Origin of the sequence: Microlunatus flavus, assembly GCF_900110855.1 — a bacterium.
GTDB classification, from domain to species: domain Bacteria; phylum Actinomycetota; class Actinomycetes; order Propionibacteriales; family Propionibacteriaceae; genus Microlunatus; species Microlunatus flavus.
In genome coordinates this window covers 113,927-133,647 of sequence record NZ_FOFA01000007.1, presented here as the reverse complement: position 1 = coordinate 133,647, position 19,721 = coordinate 113,927, and the positions used below count along the sequence as shown (strand labels likewise).

Annotated in this window: 22 protein-coding genes; 11 read left to right on the top strand and 11 right to left on the bottom strand. The window is 73.9% G+C overall.

Annotated elements, in window-relative coordinates; genetic code table 11:
* Window positions 1–231: 231 nt before the first annotated feature.
* A complete protein-coding gene (locus tag BMY04_RS15810) occupies window positions 232–1,110 on the top strand; it encodes an alpha/beta fold hydrolase (RefSeq protein WP_091183523.1) in 879 nt (292 codons plus the stop codon).
* 63 nt (window positions 1,111–1,173) lie between these two features.
* Here the strand turns inward: BMY04_RS15810 and BMY04_RS15805 are convergent, their stop codons facing one another.
* Entirely contained in the window at window positions 1,174–1,980 is an 807-nt protein-coding gene (locus BMY04_RS15805; protein WP_232506443.1) for an isoprenyl transferase, read from the bottom strand.
* Between the two features lie 110 nt (window positions 1,981–2,090).
* Between BMY04_RS15805 and trhA the strand changes: the two genes are divergently transcribed.
* The gene (gene trhA / locus BMY04_RS15800) at window positions 2,091–2,801 is read left to right on the top strand and encodes a PAQR family membrane homeostasis protein TrhA (RefSeq protein WP_091182984.1); all 711 of its coding nucleotides are present in this window, start codon (window positions 2,091–2,093) and stop codon (window positions 2,799–2,801) included.
* Between the two features lie 120 nt (window positions 2,802–2,921).
* Here the strand turns inward: trhA and BMY04_RS15795 are convergent, their stop codons facing one another.
* The 5 genes from BMY04_RS15795 to BMY04_RS15775 all read right to left on the bottom strand — a co-directional run bounded on the left by BMY04_RS15795 (window position 2,922) and on the right by BMY04_RS15775 (window position 8,440).
* Complete coding sequence (locus BMY04_RS15795; protein ID WP_091182977.1) at window positions 2,922–4,934, bottom strand: thioredoxin domain-containing protein; 2,013 nt, start codon at window positions 4,932–4,934, stop codon at window positions 2,922–2,924.
* A gap of 171 nt (window positions 4,935–5,105) precedes the next feature.
* On the bottom strand, window positions 5,106–5,849 hold the full coding sequence (locus BMY04_RS15790; RefSeq protein WP_091182974.1) for a VIT1/CCC1 transporter family protein: 744 nt from the start codon (window positions 5,847–5,849) through the stop codon (window positions 5,106–5,108).
* Window positions 5,842–7,215: a sensor histidine kinase gene (locus BMY04_RS15785; RefSeq protein WP_091182971.1), complete on the bottom strand. Its 1,374-nt coding sequence runs from the start codon at window positions 7,213–7,215 to the stop codon at window positions 5,842–5,844. The genes BMY04_RS15790 and BMY04_RS15785 overlap by 8 nt, the downstream gene beginning before the upstream one ends.
* A gap of 7 nt (window positions 7,216–7,222) precedes the next feature.
* Window positions 7,223–7,945: a response regulator transcription factor gene (locus tag BMY04_RS15780; RefSeq protein ID WP_232506442.1), complete on the bottom strand. Its 723-nt coding sequence runs from the start codon at window positions 7,943–7,945 to the stop codon at window positions 7,223–7,225.
* A 24-nt stretch (window positions 7,946–7,969) separates the two neighbouring features.
* Window positions 7,970–8,440: a DUF2231 domain-containing protein gene (locus tag BMY04_RS15775; RefSeq protein ID WP_198410205.1), complete on the bottom strand. Its 471-nt coding sequence runs from the start codon at window positions 8,438–8,440 to the stop codon at window positions 7,970–7,972.
* A gap of 326 nt (window positions 8,441–8,766) precedes the next feature.
* Between BMY04_RS15775 and BMY04_RS15770 the strand changes: the two genes are divergently transcribed.
* Together BMY04_RS15770 and BMY04_RS15765 are read left to right on the top strand one after the other, a co-directional pair.
* Window positions 8,767–8,976 (top strand): hypothetical protein, encoded by a 210-nt coding sequence (locus BMY04_RS15770; protein WP_091182963.1) that lies wholly within the window; start codon window positions 8,767–8,769, stop codon window positions 8,974–8,976.
* Entirely contained in the window at window positions 8,973–10,388 is a 1,416-nt protein-coding gene (locus BMY04_RS15765; RefSeq protein ID WP_198410204.1) for a ferredoxin reductase family protein, read from the top strand. The genes BMY04_RS15770 and BMY04_RS15765 overlap by 4 nt, the downstream gene beginning before the upstream one ends.
* A gap of 63 nt (window positions 10,389–10,451) precedes the next feature.
* On the opposite strand, the gene BMY04_RS23390 is transcribed toward BMY04_RS15765, so the two are convergent.
* On the bottom strand, window positions 10,452–10,661 hold the full coding sequence (locus BMY04_RS23390) for a hypothetical protein (protein ID WP_232506441.1): 210 nt from the start codon (window positions 10,659–10,661) through the stop codon (window positions 10,452–10,454).
* On the opposite strand from BMY04_RS23390, the gene BMY04_RS23385 reads away from it, so the two are divergent.
* Window positions 10,645–10,869: an FMN-binding protein gene (locus BMY04_RS23385; RefSeq protein WP_232506440.1), complete on the top strand. Its 225-nt coding sequence runs from the start codon at window positions 10,645–10,647 to the stop codon at window positions 10,867–10,869. The two genes, BMY04_RS23390 and BMY04_RS23385, sit on opposite strands and share 17 nt — an antisense overlap.
* A 2-nt stretch (window positions 10,870–10,871) precedes the next feature.
* Window positions 10,872–11,651: an FAD:protein FMN transferase gene (locus BMY04_RS15755; RefSeq protein ID WP_198410203.1), complete on the top strand. Its 780-nt coding sequence runs from the start codon at window positions 10,872–10,874 to the stop codon at window positions 11,649–11,651.
* A gap of 19 nt (window positions 11,652–11,670) precedes the next feature.
* Here the strand turns inward: BMY04_RS15755 and BMY04_RS15750 are convergent, their stop codons facing one another.
* Both BMY04_RS15750 and mca read right to left on the bottom strand, forming a co-directional pair.
* Window positions 11,671–11,934, bottom strand: coding sequence for a hypothetical protein (locus BMY04_RS15750; RefSeq protein WP_139209893.1), 264 nt, complete (start codon window positions 11,932–11,934; stop codon window positions 11,671–11,673).
* A 49-nt stretch (window positions 11,935–11,983) separates the two neighbouring features.
* Window positions 11,984–12,901, bottom strand: coding sequence for a mycothiol conjugate amidase Mca (gene mca, locus BMY04_RS15745; protein ID WP_232506439.1), 918 nt, complete (start codon window positions 12,899–12,901; stop codon window positions 11,984–11,986).
* 75 nt (window positions 12,902–12,976) lie between these two features.
* On the opposite strand from mca, the gene BMY04_RS15740 reads away from it, so the two are divergent.
* Entirely contained in the window at window positions 12,977–13,429 is a 453-nt protein-coding gene (locus tag BMY04_RS15740) for a DUF4307 domain-containing protein (protein WP_091182952.1), read from the top strand.
* A 38-nt stretch (window positions 13,430–13,467) separates the two neighbouring features.
* Window positions 13,468–13,971, top strand: a complete 504-nt coding sequence (greA, locus tag BMY04_RS15735; RefSeq protein ID WP_091182950.1) for a transcription elongation factor GreA — start codon at window positions 13,468–13,470, stop codon at window positions 13,969–13,971.
* Between the two features lie 248 nt (window positions 13,972–14,219).
* On the opposite strand, the gene BMY04_RS15730 is transcribed toward greA, so the two are convergent.
* Window positions 14,220–14,624, bottom strand: coding sequence for a DUF2089 domain-containing protein (locus tag BMY04_RS15730; RefSeq protein WP_091182949.1), 405 nt, complete (start codon window positions 14,622–14,624; stop codon window positions 14,220–14,222).
* Window positions 14,621–15,688, bottom strand: coding sequence for a hypothetical protein (locus tag BMY04_RS15725; RefSeq protein WP_232506438.1), 1,068 nt, complete (start codon window positions 15,686–15,688; stop codon window positions 14,621–14,623). Before BMY04_RS15725 ends, BMY04_RS15730 begins: the two co-directional genes overlap by 4 nt.
* Before the next feature lie 143 nt (window positions 15,689–15,831).
* Between BMY04_RS15725 and BMY04_RS15720 the strand changes: the two genes are divergently transcribed.
* The 3 genes from BMY04_RS15720 (at window position 15,832) to BMY04_RS15710 (ending at window position 19,656) form a co-directional block, all read left to right on the top strand.
* Window positions 15,832–16,350: a MarR family winged helix-turn-helix transcriptional regulator gene (locus BMY04_RS15720; protein ID WP_170854176.1), complete on the top strand. Its 519-nt coding sequence runs from the start codon at window positions 15,832–15,834 to the stop codon at window positions 16,348–16,350.
* The gene (locus tag BMY04_RS15715) at window positions 16,347–18,110 is read left to right on the top strand and encodes an MDR family MFS transporter (protein ID WP_091182944.1); all 1,764 of its coding nucleotides are present in this window, start codon (window positions 16,347–16,349) and stop codon (window positions 18,108–18,110) included. The genes BMY04_RS15720 and BMY04_RS15715 overlap by 4 nt, the downstream gene beginning before the upstream one ends.
* Window positions 18,111–18,408: 298 nt before the next feature.
* Entirely contained in the window at window positions 18,409–19,656 is a 1,248-nt protein-coding gene (locus BMY04_RS15710) for a L,D-transpeptidase (protein WP_139209891.1), read from the top strand.
* The last annotated feature ends 65 nt before the right edge of the window (window positions 19,657–19,721 follow it).

Sequence of the window (19,721 nt, the reverse complement as noted above, 5' to 3'; positions counted from 1 at the left end):
GCGCGGTCCGAGGTTCGTGCCCGTCAGGTGACGGCGCATGCATCGCCTCCCAGGCGGGTCCGCTTCCCCACGGCCCCGCACGCGTGACGCTACGTCTCTCATGGAGCGTTCAGGACCCGCCACGCCGAAGTTCCGGGCGCTCGCCCCGAGGTGTCACCCGACGGTCACACGCCCGTCACCGGAGAGCGGCACCTCCGCGTGCCGCGGGCGTCCGGGGGCGAGACTGACGGGATGTTCGAGGGCTTCGTGGAGGAGGTCGTGGACGGCGGCGACGTCGGCGTCCTCGTCCGGCACCGGCTCCTCCCGGGCCGCCCGACCGTCCTGCTGCTGCACGGCCACCCGCGTACGTCCGCGACCTGGCACCGCGTCGCGCCCCGGCTCGTCGACGCGGGGGTGTCGGTGGTCTGCGCAGACCTGCCCGGCTACGGCCGCTCGGGCCGGCCCGTCCCGGCGCCGGACCACGCCCCGCACGCCAAGACCGCGCACGCCCGCCGGCTGCGGGCGGCGATGGCGGCCCTGGGGCAGGAACGGTTCGCGGTGGTGGGGCACGACCGCGGGAGCTACGTCGCCTTCCGGCTCGCGCTCGACCACCCCGACGCGGTGACGCGGGTGGCGCTGCTGGACGGGATCCCGGTCGTCGAGCACCTGGAACGCTGCGACGCGCGGTTCGCCACGGCGTGGTGGCACTGGTTCTTCTTCGCGCAGCCCGACAGGCCCGAGCGGGCGATCGGCGCCGACCCGCTGGCCTGGTACTCCTTCGACGAGGAGCGGATGGGGTCCGAGAACGCCGCCGAGTGCCGGGCGGCCGTCCAGGACCCGGGCGTCGTGCGCGGGATGCTCGAGGACTACCGCGCCGGGCTGACCGTCGACGCCGACGAGGAGCGGGCCGCCCGCGCCGCGGGCCGGCGGGTCGCTCAGCCGCTGCTCGTGCTCTGGTCGCTGCGCGACGACCTCGAGGAGCTGCACGGCGACCCGCGAACCATCTGGCGCCGCTGGGCCGACGACGTGTCCGGCCAGGGTCTCGAGTCGGGCCACCACGTGGCCGAGGAGGCGCCGGAGGCGCTGGTCGAGGCCCTCGTCCCCTTCCTCTCCACGCCCGCCGAACGGTAGGTTGCCGCGTTCGATCGGGACAGGACCGCGCGGCGACCTACCGCTCGGCGGGAGATCGAGACGTCAGTGCCCGAACCGTCGCTCGCGCTGCCCGTACGCGCGCAGCGCCCGGATGAAGTCGACCTTGCGGAAGTCGGGCCACAGGGCCTCGCAGAAGTAGAACTCGCTGTGCGCGGACTGCCACATGAGGAACCCCGACAGCCGCTGCTCCCCCGACGTCCGGATGATCAGGTCCGGGTCGGGCTGGCCGCGGGTGTAGAGGTGCTCGGCGATGTGCTCGATGTCGAGGGTCTTGGCCAGCGTCTCGATCGGGGTCCCCAGCCGGGCCTCCTCCTCGAGCAGCGACCGGACGGCGTCGCGCAGCTCGTGGCGTCCGCCGTACGACACGGCGATGTTCACCATCATCCCGTCGGTGTCGGCGGTGGCCTCGTCGACGGCGCGCAGGCGGTCCGCGCTCTCCTGGGGCAGCAGGTCGAGGGCGCCGACCGGGTGCACGTGCCAGCGACCGGTCTCGCCGAGCTCGTCGACGAGGCCCTCGATGACCTCGAGCAGCGGGCCGATCTCCTCGTCGCTCGCACGGCTGAAGTTGTCGGTCGACAGCACCCACAGGGTGACGACGGGGATGCCGATCTCGTCGCACCACTCGACGAAGTCGCGCAGCCGCCGCGCCCCCGCCTTGTAGCCCTCCGTGAGCGGCTTGCCGGGGGCGTTCGTCCGGGCCCAGCGGCGGTTGCCGTCGGCCAGCACGGCGACGTGGCGGGGCAGCCGCTCCGGGTCGAGCTCGGCGATCAGCCGGTGCTCGTAGGTCGCGTAGAGCAGACCGCTGGGGTGGAGGCGGTCGAGGTACTCCCGCCACCGGTCTGCACGCACGCCAGGCAGCGTATAGCCGCACCCTGGCTACCCTGGCGAGGTCGCGCACGTACCGCGGTGGACCGTCGTGGACGCCGGTCCGACGAGCACCAGGACCGGGGAGACGATCGATGCCCACGACGACCCACGACCGCTCCTCCGGCCAGGGCCACGACGCGGCCGACGGCGTCGGGGAGGTCGTGCGGCAGGTGAAGCCCAAGCTCCGCGGCTGGCTGCACGCCGGCATGGCGCCGCTCGCCCTGGCCGCCGGCATCGTCCTCGTCGTGCTCGCGCCCACCGCCGCGGGCGTCGTCGGCGGGGCGGTGTTCCTGGCGGCGTCGGTGCTGCTGTTCGGGACCAGCGGGCTCTACCACCGCTTCTACTGGGGCGCCCGCGGCGAGGCCGTGCTGCGACGGATGGACCACGCGAACATCTACGTCTTCATCGCCGCCACCTACACCCCGCTGGCGCTGCTGCTCCTGCACGGGGGCTCGCGCGTGGCGCTGCTGGTGATGATCTGGACCTCGGCGCTGGGCGGGCTGCTGTTCCGCACGCTGTGGCTCTCGGCGCCGCGCTGGCTCTACACCGCCCTCTACCTGCTGATGGCCTGGGCCGCCGTCGGCTGGATGGGCGCCTTCTACCGCACCGGCGGCGCCACCGTCGTCACGCTGATCCTGGTCGGCGGCGTCTTCTACACGGTCGGCGCCGTCGTCTACGGCCGCAAGAGCCCCGACCCGTCACCGCGCTGGTTCGGCTTCCACGAGATCTTCCACGCCTGCACGATCGCCGGCTTCGTCTGCCACTACGTCGCGATCTCGGTCGTCACGTACGCGGCGCGCTAGCCACTCCTCGCGTTCCCCCCTCTCCGCTCCCCCGGAAAGTGGTCACCTCCGGGCCCTGGGAGCGGTCCCGGGCGCGCGGGAGCGACCACTTCCGGAAGATGGTGAGTGGGGTGCGCGCGGTCAGGCGCGCAGCTGGGCGCTGAGGTCGTCGAGCCCGGTGACGGGGAGCCGGCAGACGAAGCCCCGGCAGACGTACGCCGTCGGGCGCCCGTCGCGCGCGGTGCGGTCCTCGAGCAGCGCGAACCCGCCCTGGCCCTCGGCGGCCGCGACGACCACCGAGCCCGCCGGTGCCTCGCGCCACGCCAGCCGAACCATCGCGTCCCGGTCCGGGCCCTCGGGCCCGACGACGGCGACCTCGACCGGCGAGGCCGCCGGCAGCACCTCGCTCACCGCGTCGGCCCAGAGCCAGCCCGCGAACCGCGGTGCCTTCGCCACCAGCGCCCCCACCGTCGCCGCGGCCTCGTCGGCGCGACGCGCGTACGCGTCCTCGCCGGTGAGCCGGGCCATCAGCCGCAGCGCGCGCAGGGTCGAGCTCAGCCCGGACGGCGTCGCGTTGTCGGTCACCTCGTGCGGGCGGGTGTAGAGCGTCTCCGCGTCGGCGGCCGTGTCGTAGAAGCCGCCGTGGGCGTCGCCGAACTGCTCCTCCACGAGCGCGAGCAGCGCCCGGGAACGTTCCACCCACACCGGGTCGCCGGTCGCGGCGGCCAGCCGGACGAACGCCGCCGCCAGCGCCCCGTGGTCCTCGAGGATCCCCGCCGCCGTCCCCGCGCGGCCGTCGCGCGACGTGCGCCGCAGCCGGCCGTCGACGAGGTGGACGTCCCAGAGCACCTCCGCGGCGATCCGGGCCGATTCCAGCCACGCGGGCTGGTCGAAGACCACGGCCGCCTCGGCCAGCGCGTCCACGAGCCAGCCGTTCCAGGCGGCGACGACCTTGTCGTCACGACCCGGTCGCGCCCGCCCCTCGCGCGCCTGCGCCAGCCGGGAGCGCACCGACGCGAGCCGCTCCGGCTGGTCCTCCCCGATCCCCGGTCGCTGCAACGTGGACGAACCGTGCTCGAACGTCCCCGCCGACGTCACGGCGAACACCTGCGCCGCCCACGCCCCGTCCTCCGGCCCGAGCACCGCGGCGAGCTGGGCCGGCGTCCACGCGTAGAAGGCGCCCTCGTGCAGGTGGCCGGCGCCGTCCAGCGAGTCGGCGTCGAGGCTCGCCGCGAAGGCCCCCTCGGGCGTCCGCAGCTCGCGCAGCAGCCAGTCGACGGTCTCCTCGACGACCCGGGCCGCGACCGGGTCGCCCGCCCGCCGCCACAGGTGCGTGTACACGCCGAGCAGCAGCGCGTTGTCGTAGAGCATCTTCTCGAAGTGCGGCACCACCCACTGCGCGTCGACGCTGTAGCGGGCGAAGCCGCCGCCGAGCTGGTCGTACATCCCGCCGCGGGCCATCGCGGTGCAGGTCGTCCGGGCCATGGCCAGCGCGTCTTCGGAACCGTCGCGGAGCAGCGCCTCCAGCACCATCGACGGCGGGAACTTGGGCGCCCGGCCGAACCCGCCGTACGTCGCGTCGAAGTCCCGCGCGAGGGTGGAGCGGGCGGCCTCGAGCTCGGTGCCACCGACCGCGCCGGGCGCGGCGACGAGCTGCTGCTCGGCGAGCTGCGTGGCGATCCCGCCCGCACTCTGCGCGACCTCGTCGCGCCGGTCGCGCCACGCCGACGACACCGCGTCGAGGACCTGGGTGAAGGCCGGCATCCCCTGCCGCGGCGTCGGCGGGAAGTAGGTCCCGGCGTAGAAGGGGCGCCGGTCCGGGGTGAGGAAGACCGTCATCGGCCACCCGCCCTGCCCGGTCAGCGCCTGCGTCGCGGCCATGTAGACGGTGTCGACGTCGGGGCGTTCCTCGCGGTCGACCTTGACGTTGACGAAGTCGCGGTTCTGCTGCGCGGCCGTCGCCTCGTCCTCGAACGACTCGTGCGCCATCACGTGGCACCAGTGGCAGGCCGCGTAGCCGACGCTGAGCAGCACGGGCCGACCGGTGCGCTCGGCCTCGGCGAAGGCGTCGTCGCCCCACTCCCACCACTCGACGGGGTTGTCGGCGTGCTGGAGCAGGTACGGGCTGGTGGCGCGGGCCAACCGGTTCGGCACGGGGTCCTCTCGGGCATCGGGCGCGGACCGCTCGGCCCGCGCTCCGGTTCTACCCGGCCCGTCCGCCCGTACGCCGCCGCCCCTCGGAAAGTGGTCGCTCCCGCCCGCCGGCACGCCGGTGGAAGGGCCGGGAGCGACCACTTCCCGGGGACGGGCGAGGAGGGGACCGGGTCAGCCGCCGACCGTGGTCCCCAGGGCCGAGCCGATGGCGAACGTCGCCGCCAGGGCGACCGCTCCGCCGACCACCAGGCGCAGCGTCGGGCGGAGGGTCGGCGTGCTGTTGAACCGTGCGCTGGCGAAGCCCGTGACCGCGAGCGCGAGCAGCACCGCGACGAACGTGAGCGGGACGCGCACGGCGTCGGGCAGCAGCACGATCGCGAGGAACGGCAGCAGTCCGCCGGTCAGGAACGCCGCCGCCGACGCGGCCGCGGCCTGGCCTGCGCTGACCACGTCGTCCTCGCTGAGGTTGAGCTCGGCCGCGAGGTGGGCGCCGAGGGCGTCGTGCGCGGTGAGCTCGACCGCGACCTGGCGGGCGGTCTCGTACGAAAGCCCGCGCTCCTGGTAGAGCCCGGTCAGCTCGTCGAGCTCGGCCTCCGGCTCCTCGGCCAGCTCCGCCCGCTCCTTGGCGATGAGCGTGGTCTGGGCGTCGCGCTGGCTGCTGACCGAGACGTACTCGCCGAGCGCCATGGACAGCGCGCCGCCGACGAGCGCGGCCGTTCCCGAGGCGACCAGCGTGTGGGTGGACGCGCCGGCGCCGGCGACGCCGATGACGACCGCGGCGACGGAGACGATGCCGTCGTTGGCGCCGAGGACGCCGGCGCGCAGCCAGTTCAGCTGGCGGGAGAGGCCGGTGGTCGCGTGCGGCTCGTCGGCGTGGCCGCCGGGCGCGTCGGCGGCGGTCAGTTCGTCAGGCATCACGGGCTCCGGGGGTGGGGACGGACTCGGGGATCTCGGCGGGATCCATGCTCCCGGACCCGGGCGGGGTGACGGCGCCGGCCGGGCCGGGACGGCCGGCTTCGGCCGGGAGCGTGAGGCGCAGGACCGCGCCCTGCGCGGGAGGCGGACGGTTGGCGGCGCCGACCCGGCCACCGTGCCGGACGGCGATCTCGCTGACCAGCGCGAGGCCGAGCCCGAAGTGCCGGCGCCCGGTAGGGGCGGCCTCGCGCCGGTCGCTCGCGAACCGGTCGAACATCCGCGGAAGGGTCTCGCGCGCGACGCCCGGGCCGTCGTCGACCACCTCGACGACCACGTCACGGCCCTCGCGCACGACGCGTACGTCGACGCGGCTCCGCGCGTGGTCCACGGCGTTGTCGACCAGGGCCGACACCGCACGGCCGAGGGCGGTCGAGGCGCCGCGCACGACCGTGGGCGCGTCGGGCGCCGCGATCGCCAGCACCAGGCCGGCCTCCTCCGCGGCCGGCTTCGCGGCGGCGACGCAGGCGCGGACCACGGCGCCCAGGTCGACGGGCTCCTGCGGGACCGGCGTCCGGGCGTCGGCGGCGGTGAGCAGGTCCTCGAGGATCGCGACCAGCGCGCCCGCGTCGCTCACGAGAGCCGAGGCGTCGCGCTCGACGAGCGCCGCCTGCTGCTCGGCGGGCGTACGCGTGTCGCGCACGCGTCGGGCGAGCAGCTGCGCCCGGGTGCTCAGCAGCGTCAGCGGGGTCCGCAGCTCGTGCCCGGCGTCCGCGACGAAGCGTCGCTGCTGCTCCAGGGCCTCGGCCATCGGCCGCACGGCGCGCCGGGCGAGCACCGCGGCGGCCAGCGTGGCGAGCACGAGGCCGGTCCCGCCGGCCAGCCCGAGCGCGCCGAGGATGCGCTCGCGCTCCTGGTGCAGCTCGAAGCGGCTCGCGGCGACCTGGACCACGTCGTCCCCGCGACGCTGGGTGAGGACCTCGAACGGCCCGTTCGCCAGGTGCACCGTGCGCTGGTTTGTGCCGCCCGACGCCTGCACCTGCCTCATCACGCCGGCCAGCGGCAGCCCGGCGGGCATCGAGCCGGGCGACAGCACGCCACGCTCGTCCAGCACGGCCGTGGCGACGCCGCCCCTCGGCTGGCGCACGTCGTTGTCGCGGTCGTGGTCGTCGCGCCCGTATCCGGCGGTGCTCGCGGCCGCCGTCAGCGACCGGGTGAGCTGCTGGTCCTGGCTGCGGGCCACGGAGACGTAGAGGACCGCCCCGACGACGAGCAGGCAGGCCATCAGCAGGCCGGCGGTCTGCAACCCGATGCGCCAGGCGGTGCGGCGCAGGTCGTCGTCCAGCCGTCCGGCCCGTGGTGCGCTCACGGCGTGCTCACGGCGTGACCGGCCCCAGCTGGTAGCCGAGCCCCCGGACCGTGCGGATCGTCCCGCGGCCGAGCTTGCGGCGCAGGTAGTGGACGTAGGTGTCGACGACGCCCTCGTCCTCCGCGTCCGGGAACACCTCGGCGACGAGCTCGGCCCGGCTGAAGACGCGGCGCGGCCGGCGGGCCAGCGCGGCGAGCAGCGCGCACTCGCGGTCCGACAGGTGGGCCTCCCCCGCCGCCGTCACGACGGCGCGCGTCGACACCACGAGCCGGCCGTCGGGCAGAGCCAGGGTGTCGGCCCGGTCGCTGTGGCGCCGCAGCAGGGCGCGGATCCGGGCGAGCAGCTCGTCGAGGTCGAAGGGCTTGGTCAGGTAGTCCTCCGCGCCGGCGTCGAGGCCGTCGACGCGGTCGCGCGCCAGCCCGAGCGCGGAGAGGACCAGCACGGGGACGGTGACCCCGCGGCCGCGCCAGCGTGCCAGCAGGTCGAGCCCCTCGATCGCGGGCAGGCCGCGGTCCAGGACGACGACGTCGTACGGGCGGGTCAGCCCGAGATGCAGACCGGCCTGCCCGTCGCGGGCGACCTCGACGACGTAGCCGGCCGAGTCGAGGATCTCCTCGAGCATCCCGGCCAGGGACCGGTCGTCCTCCACGAGCAGCACGCGCGGGAGCACGGGCCGGGCCGCCGGCCCGACGGCGTCGGCCGTCCCGGTCGTCCTGCGCGTCTGCTCCACCTGCTCAGGATGCCCGTCGCGCGGTCACGACGCCGTCGCGACGCCGGACCACGCCGCGGCCGCACCGCTGTGACCGATGAGGACCACCTCGACGAGCGAACCGAGCGCCGCGACGACCGAGACCACCGCGCCGCCGAGGACCAGCCACCGGGGTGGGGTCCACAGCCGTGGGTGCCCGGCGGCCAGCCGCGGCCACCCGACCACCAGGGCCCCGACCAGGAGGGCGATCGACCAGGGCAGCAGCCCGTCGGCGAGGTGCGCGTGCTTCTCGATGAGGGCGTCGTGCGGCAGCGCGTGCTCCAGCGACTCGCCCGACGAGGTCGTGACCGGGACCAGGACCAGCGCCACGGCGGCGAGGGCGACCGGGCCCCACGCCGCCCAGCGACGGAAGCGCGGCCACAGCGCGGCCAGCAGCACCGCGACCGCGGCGGCGGGGACGACGACGACCGTGGCGTGCACGACGAGCGGGTGGAACGGCAGACCGAAGACGGTCACGGGGAGCTCCTCGGGAGGTGATGGGCTCCGCACAGGATCAAGACAGTTGATCAGAGGTTCCTTAGAGCACGCCTCCGACCGGCGTCGGGCCCGCGTGCACTCACCTGCGGCTAAGAAACGGGCGGTGGAGTGCGTCGTGCTGGACGAGGACGACGACAGGAGGCTCCGCCGTGGCAGAGCGATGGACCCCCAGCGGCTCACGCTGGGAACCGGCACCCGCCCCCGGCGCGGGGACCGCGACGACAGCCGCGCCTGACGTGGCGCCGCCCTCGGCGCGTCCCTCCCGTCAGCCCGCCCGCCGTGCACGACGCCGGGGACCCGTCCTCGTGACGCTCGTCGCGCTGCTCGGCCTGGGCGGGGTGGGCGCCGGGGTCGTGCACGACCGCCAGCAGGGGGCGGAGGGCGGCAGCACCGTGGCCCCCACGACGGGCACGGGCCCACGGTCCGGCGGCTTCGCGGAGGGCCAGGGACGGGCCGCGCACCACGACCACCACCGCGGCGACAGCGGCGACACCGGCGCAGGGGCGGTCCGGTGACCACCCTCCTGAACCGTCCGGCGACGGCTCCCGCCCGGCACCGGTCCGCGAGGCGCCCGCTGGGGCGCGACGCGGCGCTCGACCGCGGCGTCCGCAGTCTCGGCGGGCTCGTGCTGTGGGCCGGGCTGCTGCTCGTGACCTACTGGTGGGTCACCGGCGGGGGCGTCACCGACCTCGACGGATGGGCGTCCGGGCTCACCTCGGTCGGACGCCTGACCGGCCTGTGGTCGGCCGACCTGCTGCTGGTGCAGGTGCTCCTGATGGCGCGGCTCCCGCCGCTCGAGCACGCCTTCGGCAGCGACCGCCTGGCGAAGGCCCACCGGGTCGTCGGCTTCCTGTCGTTCGACCTCATGGTCGCGCACGTCGTGACGATCGTCCTCGGCTACGCCGACGGGTCGTGGCTCGCCGCACCCCGCACGGCCTGGGAGCTCGTCACCGCCTACGCCGGCGTGCTGCTCGCGCTGGGCGGCACCGTCTGCCTGGTCATGGTGGTCGTCACCAGCGTCCGGCGCGCGCGGCGCCGCCTCCGCTACGAGTCGTGGCACCTGCTGCACCTCTACGCCTACCTCGGCGTCGGGCTGGCCCTGCCCCACCAGCTCTGGACGGGGCAGGAGCTCCTGTCCTCCCCCGGCCGCACCCTCTTCTGGTGGTCGCTGTGGGGCGCCGCGGCCGGCGCGGTGCTCGTCTGGCGCCTGCTCCTGCCGCTCGCCCGCAGCCTGCGCCACGGGCTCGTCGTCACGTCGGTCGCCCGCGAGTCCTCCGACGTGGTGTCGGTCTACCTCACGGGCCGGCGCCTCGACCGGCTGCCGGCGCGAGCCGGGCAGTTCCTCCACGTGCGCTTCCTCGACGGCCCCGGCTGGACCCGCTCGAACCCTTTCTCGCTCTCCGCAGCCCCCGACGGGCGGAGCCTGCGCCTCACCGCCAAGGCCCTCGGCGACGGCAGCGCCCGGCTGGCCCGGCTCCGGCCCGGGACCCGGGTGCTCTTCGAGGGCCCGTACGGGCGCCTCACCGACCGCGCCCGGACGCGTCCCCGCGTGCTGCTGATGGGCGCCGGCGTGGGCATCACCCCGGTCCGCGCGCTCGCCGAGGGCCTCGCGTACGACCCCGGTGACGCCGTGCTGCTGCAGCGGTGCACGAGCGAGCCGCTCTTCGCCGCCGAGCTGGGCGTCCTCGCGCAGGAGCGCGGCCTGACCGCGTGGACGCTGCCTGGCCGGCGCACCCGGCCCGGCTCTGTCCTGGGACCCCTCGGCGGAGGCGACGAGCGTGCCGCGCTGCTGCTCTGGGTGCCCGACGTCGCCGACCGCGACGTCTTCCTCTGCGGGCCGACGGTCTGGACCGACGGCGTCGAGGACCTCCTCCTGGCGGTCGGCGTCCCCGCCGACCGCATCCACACCGAGAGCTTCGAATGGTGATCTTGTGCGCCGCATCGTGATCTGGCTGGCCTCGACCGTGACGGTCGTCGTGCTCCTGCTCGGCTACCACACCTCGACGAGCTCGACGGCGACCGCCGCCGGGTCCTCCTCGACCGCACCGGCCGCGCCGTCGACCACGTCCTCGGCCTCCGGGCCCCCGACGCCGTCCTCGGGCACGTCCGGCTCGTCGGGCTCGTCGTCGGGGACGAAGACCTGGACCGGCGACGTGGCCTCGACGCGCTGGGGTCCGGTGCAGGTGAGCATCACCGTCACCGACGGCAAGGTCACCGGAGTCGACGTGCTGCGGTCGCCGGACGGCAACCCCCGCGACACCGAGATCAACGCCCGCGCGCTGCCGGTCCTCGTGCGGGAGACGATCGAGGCCCAGAGCGCGAAGATCGACATGGTCAGCGGCGCGACCGTGACCAGCGACGGCTACCTGACCTCGCTGCAGTCGGCCCTCGACCAGGCCGGGATCTGACCGTGCCGACCACCGCCGCGCCCGAGCTGCGCCGCTACGTCGCGCACGTGATGGGCATGCCGATCAGCCTCGCCCTGCGCGGGGACCACGCCGACGACGAGCACGCCCGCCGTGCCTGGGCGGCCGTGATGGACGAGCTCGCCGAGGTCGACCGCGTCTTCAGCACCTACCGTCCGGACTCCGTGGTCAGCCGGCTCGGCCGCGGGGAGCTCGACCTCGCCGACGCACCGGTCGAGGTCCACGAGGTCCTCGCCCTGGCGCGCCGGGCCGAGCGGGAGTCGGGCGGCGCGTTCTCGGTCGACCTGCCGGTGGGTCCCACCTCCCCCGGGGTGCGACGGTTCGACCCGAGCGGGGTGGTGAAGGGCTGGGCCGCGGACCGTGCGTCGCGCCACCTCGCCGCGCTCGCCGGCACGGACTTCTGCCTGTCGGCCGGCGGGGACGTCGTCTGCCGCTCGGCGCGCCAGCCCTGGCGCATCGGGATCGAGGACCCGCACGACCCGGCCCGCGTGGTCGCGGTCGTGCCCCTGCGCCGCGGCGCGATCGCCACCTCGGGCACGGCGCACCGGGGCGCCCACCTCGTCGACGCACGCACGGGGCTCGCCCCGGAGGGCGTGGCGTCGGTGACGGTCTTCGGGCCGTCGCTGACGTGGGCGGACATCGACGCGACGGCGGCGTACGCCCTGGGCACCGGCGCGGCGGCGTGGCTGCGAACCCGTCCGGTGGACAGCGCCCTCGTCGTGGCGCCGGACGGCACCATCACCACGGTCGTCCCGACCGCCTGAGGCCGGACGAAGCCGGGGCTCAGGCCTTCGGGCCGGTCGCCTCCGTGCCGGCGGCGGACGAGGTGGCCGCGGGCGTGCTGGCGGCGGGCGTGCCGGCGGACTGCGGAGCCTCGGGCATCGGGAAGTTCTTGTCGATCTTGCGGAACTGCCGGCGCAGGCTGATGAACAGCAGCACCATCACCGCGCCCATGGCGACCGTGATCAGCAGCGGGGTCCACCCCGGCTTCACGATGTTCGGGTCCAGGTCGAGCAGGGCGAGCACGCGGCCACCACCTTTCGTCACCCGTCAGCCTACGCGCGCCGGCGGGCCTGGAGACGGTCCGATCCCGGCGCTACCGGTCGGCCGGGACGCCGCTCTCCGCCAGCCCGGCGAACAGGTCGTCCTCGGGCAGCCGGGTCGGCACCGCGCTGCGGACGAGCTCCCAGTCCTCGGTCGGCCAGACCTCCTGCTGCACCTCCAGCGGGACCTGGAACCACGGCCCCTCGGGGTCGATCTGGGTGGCGTGGGCGAGCAGCGCGTGGTCCCGGACGCCGAAGTAGTCGGCGCACGGCACGCGGGTGGTGATCCGGTTCTCCATCTCGGGGTCGGGCTTCCAGTCGCGCAGCCGCTCCTCGTACGGCGACGCCAGCCCGCGGCTGGTCATGGCCTCGTGGATGGCCATGGTCTTGTCGAGGTGGAAGCCGAAGGAGTAGTAGAGCTTCGGCGTCTGCCAGGCGGGCCCGAGCTCGGGGTGCCAGGCCGGGTCGGCCGCGTGGTCGTACGCGGCGACGCTGATCCGGTTGCACATGATGTGGTCCGGGTGCGGGTAGCCGCCGCGCTCGTCGTACGTCGTCATCACGTGCGGGCGTAAGCGGCGGACGACCTCCACCAGCGGCAGCGACGCCTCGTCCGGATCGAGGGTGCCGAAGCTGCCCGCCGGCAGCGGCGGCAGCGGGTCGCCCTCGGGCAGGCCCGAGTCGACGAAGCCCAGCCAGACCTGCTCGATGCCGAGGATCCGGCGCGCCGCGTCCATCTCCTCGCGGCGGATCTCGGCGATGTTCGCGAGCACGTCCGGGCGGTCCATGTTGGGGTTGAGGATCGAGCCGCGCTCGCCCCCGGTGCACGTCGCCACCATGACCTCGACGCCCTCGGCGACGTAGCGGGCGGTCGTGGCCGCGCCCTTGCTGGACTCGTCGTCGGGGTGCGCGTGGACGTGCAGGAGCCGGAGCCGCTCGCCCCGGGCGTCCGTACGGAGGGCGGGCCTGGTCACGGCGGTCATCGTCCCACGCCGCCGACCCCGGTCTCACGCGTGCACCGGGGTGGGCGCAGCGCGCATCATGGAGGCGTGAGCGAGCCCACGACGCTGCCCGCGGGCCCCGCAGGCGCAGGCCCGGCTGACGCCGACGCCGCGGTGGCCGAGCGGCTGGCCCGCCGCTATCCGCCGCCCCGCGTGAGCCGCGGCGCGAAGGTGGTCATGGTCGCCGTGGCGACGCTCGTGGCGCTGGGCTGGCTCGTCTGGGCGGCGCTCCTGCACGCGGAGCCGGCGGTCAGCGGGCAGGTCGCCTCGTACAAGGTCCTGTCCGACACCTCGATCCAGGTCGAGGTCACCGTCCAGCGCCGCGACCCGTCGAAGCCGGCGAGCTGCCGCCTCCTCGTGCAGTCGACCGACTTCCAGCCGGTCGCCGAGCAGGCCGTCGAGGTGGGCCCGAGCCAGTTCAAGGTCGTCGACGTCGACGTCACCCTGACGACGCTGCGGCGGGCGACGGCGCCGTCGGTGAAGAGCTGCACCTCGTCCTGAGCCTGAGCACCACGGGCGCACGTTGCTATCGTGGCCCGATGTCCGAGGCCACCCAGACCATCTGGCTCACCCAAGACGCCTTCGACAAGCTGCAGTCCGAGCTCGAGCAGCTGTCGGGGCCGGGTCGTGCCGACGTGAGCGCGCGCATCGCCGCCGCCCGTGAGGAGGGCGACCTCCGCGAGAACGGCGGCTACCACGCCGCGCGCGAGGAGCAGGGCAAGCAGGAGGCCCGCATCCGCCAGCTGACGGACATGCTGCGCCGCGCCGAGGTCGGCGAGGCCCCCTCGAACACCGACCAGGTCGCCCCCGGCACGCTGGTCACCATCGCCTTCGACGGCGACGAGAGCGACACCGACACGTTCCTGCTCGGCTCGCGCGAGGTCCTCGGCCTCGACGACGTCGACACCAACGTCTACAGCCCGCAGTCCCCGCTCGGCTCCGCCATCCTCGGCAAGTCGAAGGGCGACGAGGCCTCGTACGCCGCCCCGAACGGCAAGCAGATCAACGTGACCATCGTGAAGGTCGAGCCCTACACGGGTTGAGTTTTTCGGTCCCCGTTCCGCCACTCGCGACGCAGGCGCACGAAACGCTGACTCCCGACACCTTTGCAACCGCAGAGGATGCCGGGCGTCAGCGTTTCTGAGCTCAGCCCTGGGTCAGGCCCGCCACAGCCGGATCACGCGCCTCCGCCTGGACGACCGAGGGGTGACGCCGACACGCTGTTCGTCGGCGTCACCGCGAGGGAGGAAGGCGGAGGGTCAGAGCGTGATCCGCGTCGGAACGGAGACCATCAAAGCGCAGCGAGGAGCGCGGCGGCCTCGTCGGGGCTGAGGGCGCCGGAAGCGACCTCGGAGAGGATCTGCTCCCGGGTCGGGGCAGCCGGGGCCTCCTCCGGCTCGGCGAGGCCGAGCTTGCGGAGCAGGTCGTTGAACCGTGCCCGCGCCGTCGGGTAGGAGACGCCGAGGTGCTTCTCGACCTCGCGGAGGTTGCCGCGCGAGGCGAGGAAGACGCGCAGCAGCTCGCTCTCGCGGTCGTCCAGCGCGCAGTAGTCGCACGGCGCGAACAGCCCGGCGAGCTCCGTCCCGCAGGTCCCGCACCCGAGCCGGGTGACGGCCAGACGGTCGCCGCAGACCGGGCACGCGCTGGGCGCCCGGTGCTCGTGCTGGGGCGCGGCGGCCCGTACGCGCTCGCTCACTCGGCACCCTTCCCGCTCGTGGCGGCCGCGTCGGAGCCGACCCGCACCTGGGCGTGACCCATGACGACCTCGACGTCGAGGCGGGCGTTCCCGTTGCCCATGACGACCTCGTCGCCCGCGCCGCTGTGCCCGCCCGCCCAGCTGACGCGGCCGAGCTGCGCGTCGCTCTTGACGGTCACGTTGGAGTCGTCGCCGAGCGTCACCGACAGCGAGCCGGACTCGGCGCGGACCCGGTGCCGACCCTGCGTGATGGTGCCCTTGATGGTCGCCGAGCCGGCCTGCACCAGCACGTCGTGCACCTCGGTCACGTCGAGGAGCTTGGCCCCGCCGGCGGTGACGCGAACCTTGCCGAGGTGGGGCACGCGCTCGGTGTTGAGCTGGCCCGCGGTGACCTCGACGTCGACGGCGAGCGCCGGGTTCACGCGGAGCAGGAGCTCCTTGCCGAGGCCGAGCGCGCGGAAGTCCTCCAGGCTGCGCGGGACGCCGCGCAGGATGCTGAAGCCGTCGAGGCTCGGGCCGATCTCGCCGTCGCTGGAGACCTCGAGGGTGGAACCGTTGCGCCGCAGCACGTGCGGCCCGTCGGCGGCGAGGGTGGCGACCGACGTCTCCCCCACGATCCGCACGCGCCGCCCGACGACGCGGACGGTGATCCGGTCGACGCCGTTCGTGCCCTTGGTCCGACCGCCGTCGGCGGGCTTCCCCGTCGAGGAGGAGGTGCTCGACGCCGCAGGGCCCTCGGTCGAGGACGGCTGGACCGTACGGCTCGGGGTCCCAACGCTCTCGCGGGCGAAGGTCGCGTGCTGCGGGCGGTCGGTGGCGGCGGCCCAGGGGTCGCTCGCGTCGTCGTCACGGCCACGGCCGGCGTCCGGGGTCGGCAAGACCTCCTCCGGCTCGGACCGGTCCTCCGGCTCCGGCGGCGAGACCGCCGGTGCCGGCGGGGCCGGCGGGTCCGCCGGCGCGGGCTCGGCCTTGAGGGCGTCGATCCGGCGGGCGGCCTCGGTCGCGTCGATGCGGCCGGCCGCGAGCTCGTTGAGGATCGCGGACATCAGCGGGTCAGTGCTCATGACACGAATGTAAAACGCTGCTTTCCATTCAAGAAGGTCCTGACGCAAAGACCAGGGATCACCCTGGGTCTGCGGCTCCGAGTTCATGCAATGTTCAACGACTTGCGTGCATGAGCCAAACATCTGCACCGTATGCTTGTGTCATGCAAGAGAAGGAGCAGGTGGTCGACGCAGGCGCCCCGGCGACGGCGCACGTCGTCGACTCGGTGCTCCACACCGCGATGAGCATCGGTCGCCTGATGCGCCAGCGGGTGGTCGGCGACCAGCTGGAGCCGGCGGCGTACTGGGTGCTCAAGCACCTCGAGCGGGGCTCGATGCGGATCACCGAGCTCGCGTCCAGCACCCAGCTCGACACGTCCACGGCGTCGCGCCACGTCACGCAGCTCGAGCGGACGGGCCTGGTCGGACGCAGCCAGGACCCCGACGACGGCCGCGCGCAGCGCATCGACCTGACCCCCGAGGGGCGCGACCAGCTGCAGGCCTCCATCACCCGCCGCCGCCAGACCCTGGCGGCCGTCCTCGAGGACTGGGAGGCGGCCGACCTGGCCGACCTCGACCGGCTCCTCGCCAGGCTCGTCGCCGGCATCGAGTCCCAGACGCACGGAGACCGTCCGGCGTCCACCCACCCACGCACCGCACCAGCAGACAGAGAAGCCTCATGAGCTCGTACGAACCACGCCGCGCCCTCGTCGAGGAACCGGGCCGGACCGCTGCACCCGCGTCCGGGGACGGCCCCTCCTCCGCCCGACGGACCGAGGAGAGCCTCGAGACCACGGCCGCCCAGGCCGGCGGCGTCCCCGGGGTGAGCACCGAACCGCTCTCCGACCCGGGCGCTCCCGCGGGCGGCTACCTCAGCCACCGCCAGATCCTCGTCGTCATCGGCGGCCTGATGGCCGGCATGTTCCTGGCCGCGCTCGACCAGAGCATCGTCGGCGTCGCGCTCCCCAAGATCACCTCTCAGCTGGGCGGCCTCGACAAGCTCTCCTGGGTCGTCACCGCCTACCTGCTGACCTCGACGGCCGCGACGCCGCTGTGGGGCAAGATCTCCGACCTGCGCGGGCGGCGGCCGGTCTTCCAGGCCGCGATCGTGGTCTTCCTCGTCGGCTCGGTGATCTGCGGGTTCGCCTCCCCGCTCTCCAGCGCCCTCGGCCTGTCCGGGATCGACGTCATGATCGTCGGGCGCGCCGTGCAGGGCCTGGGCGGCGGCGGCCTGATGTCGCTCGCCCTCGCGGTCATCGGCGACGTCATCCCGCCGCGCGAGCGCGGCAAGTACCAGGGCCTTTTCGGCGCCGTGTTCGGCGTCTCGTCGGTGGCCGGTCCCCTGCTCGGCGGGCTCTTCACCGACCACCTCGGCTGGGAGTGGATCTTCTTCATCAACCTGCCGATCGGCGCGGCCGCGCTGGTCGTCACCTCGATCGCGCTCAAGCTGCCGCACGTCCGGCGCCAGGCCACGGTCGACTACCTCGGCGCCGCCACGATCGTGGGCTCGGTGACCAGCCTGGTGCTCTACCTCAGCTGGGCCGGTCCCGACCTCGGCTGGACCTCGCCCACGGGCCTCGGCCTGCTGGTCGCCGTCGTCGCCCTCGGCGCGCTCTTCGTCGTGGTCGAGGGCCGCGCCAAGGAGCCGATCATCCCGCTCGAGCTGTTCCGCTCCTGGACCTTCGTGTCCAACATCAGCTTTGCGATGATCATGGGTGTGGCGATGTTCGGCGGCCTGATCTACCTGCCGATCTACCTCCAGGCCGTGAAGGGCATGAGCGCGACCGAGTCCGGCCTCGCCATGCTGCCGCTCGTCCTCGGCATCTTCTCCACCTCGATCTCCGGCGGGCAGATCATGAGCCGCACCGGCCGCTACAAGTGGATGCCGATCACCGGCGCTGCCGTGGTCGGGGTGGCCTTCGTCGGCCTCTCGCAGATCGCCGTGACCACGGGCTACTGGCTCATCGCGGTGCTGATGTTCGTCTTCGGCGCGGGCCTCGGCCTGACCATGCAGGTCGTCGTGACCGCGGTGCAGAACAACGTCGACCGGCGCCACATGGGCGTCGCCACGGCGGCCGTCACGTTCTTCCGCTCGATGGGCGGCGCGGTGGGGACGGCCCTGTTCGGCGCGATCCTCAACACCCGGCTGGCCCACCACCTGGCGCAGGTCATCCCGGCCGGAGCCGGTGCGCAGGCCGGCGCCGCGACCGGCTCGGTGAACGACGTGACCGCGATCCGCGCCCTGCCGGAGCCGGTCCGCACCTGGGTGCTGACGGCCTTCACGCAGGCGATGGACGACGTGTTCCTCGTCGCGGTGCCCTTCCTCGGCGTCGCGCTCGTGCTCGCGCTGCTCATGCGGGAGAAGCCGCTGGCCGGCCGTGCACCCGCGGCACCGACCGGTTCCTCCGAGCGCGACGAGCAGCTGGTCGCGGTCGGTCACTGACCGCCGACCGGTCCGGTCCTCGTCGACGCGCAGCGGCGTACGCGTCCCCGGGGACCGGACCGACACCAGATCGACACTCATTGCGACGAAGGCCGTACGAGTACGCAACGGTCTCGTCTCGAGGTCGAGGCTGATTAGGAATTGGCCCGACCGGATGGCACATTGGACGCGCGGGTGGGCGGGCACCTTAGCGGAGCCTGGGGCGTTGTGCCTTCCTGGGGCGGTTGCCGCCCGGCTGCAGCACGACGCAGCCCGACCGAGCCCGACCCGGACGCACCCCGAGGAGACACGACCCGCGATGCCGACCCGACGACACCTGGCCGCTGGTGGCCTGGCCTCTGCCGTCCTGCTGCTGGCCGTGAGCGCCGGCTGCGGCACCGTCCCGGACGCGCAGGGCTCGACCGGTGGTCAGAGCCCGGCGCCCACCACGTCGCAGCCGACGACCTCCCCGAGCCCGTCGGCCACGCCCACCACCCCGGCGGTCAAGCTCAGCAGCAACGTCGACGACGGCGACGACGGCGTGAAGGTCTCGACGCTCGTCACCGCCAAGGCCAGCCAGGGCAAGCTCTCGGCGGTCGACCTCGACTACAAGTACACCGACACCAAGGGAAAGGCCCAGAAGGGCACCCTCAAGGGGTCGATGAACAAGGCGAAGACGAGCTGGACCGCGGGCGACCGCCTCGAGCCGTCGGGCACGTACACGCTCACCGTGACCGGCAAGAACTCCGCCGGGGACAAGACGACGCAGAAGACGAAGTTCGAGACGCAGGACCTCGCGCTCAGCAACCAGGTCTTCCCCGAGCTCTACCCGCTGCCCGACAGCAAGGTGGGCGTCGGCATGCCGGCGATCGTGCGCTTCGACACCCCGGTCGCGGACAAGAAGTCGTTCGAGAAGAACCTGCACATCACGACGGTCCCCAAGCAGACCGGCAGCTGGCACTGGTACGGCAGCCAGGAGGTGCACTGGCGCCCGAAGTCCTACTGGAAGCCGGGCACCAAGGTCAAGGTCGAGGCCGACGTGAACGGCGTCCCCGCCGGCAACGGACGCTACGGCCAGAAGTCGTCGTCGACGAACTTCACCGTGGGGCGCAAGTTCGTGATCAAGGTCAACCTCAAGAGCGACTACGCGACGGTCTACAAGAACGACAAGAAGGTCCGCAGCATCCCGGTGACGGGTGGCAAGCCGGGCTGGGTGACGCGCAGCGGCACCAAGCTGATCATGGCCAAGGAGTACAACAAGGTCATGACCAACGAGCAGATCGGGGCCAAGGAGAAGTACAAGCTCACGGCCGCGTACGCCATGCGGATCACCAACTCGGGTGAGTTCCTGCACTCCGCCCCGTGGAGCACCGGGAGCCAGGGCGTGGCGAACGTCAGCCACGGCTGCACCGGCATGAGCGTCGCCAACTCGCGCTACCTCATCGAGAACACGCTGATCGGTGACCCGGTCGTCACGACCGGCACCAACCGCGGCATCGAGCCGGGCAACGGCTACACCGACTGGAACGCGTCGTACTCCGAGTACAAGAAGGGTTCCGCTCTCTGAGCGCACCCCTCACGCAGTCCTGAGGAGGGCGGGTCCGGCTGACGCCGGCCCCGCCCTTCCTGCGT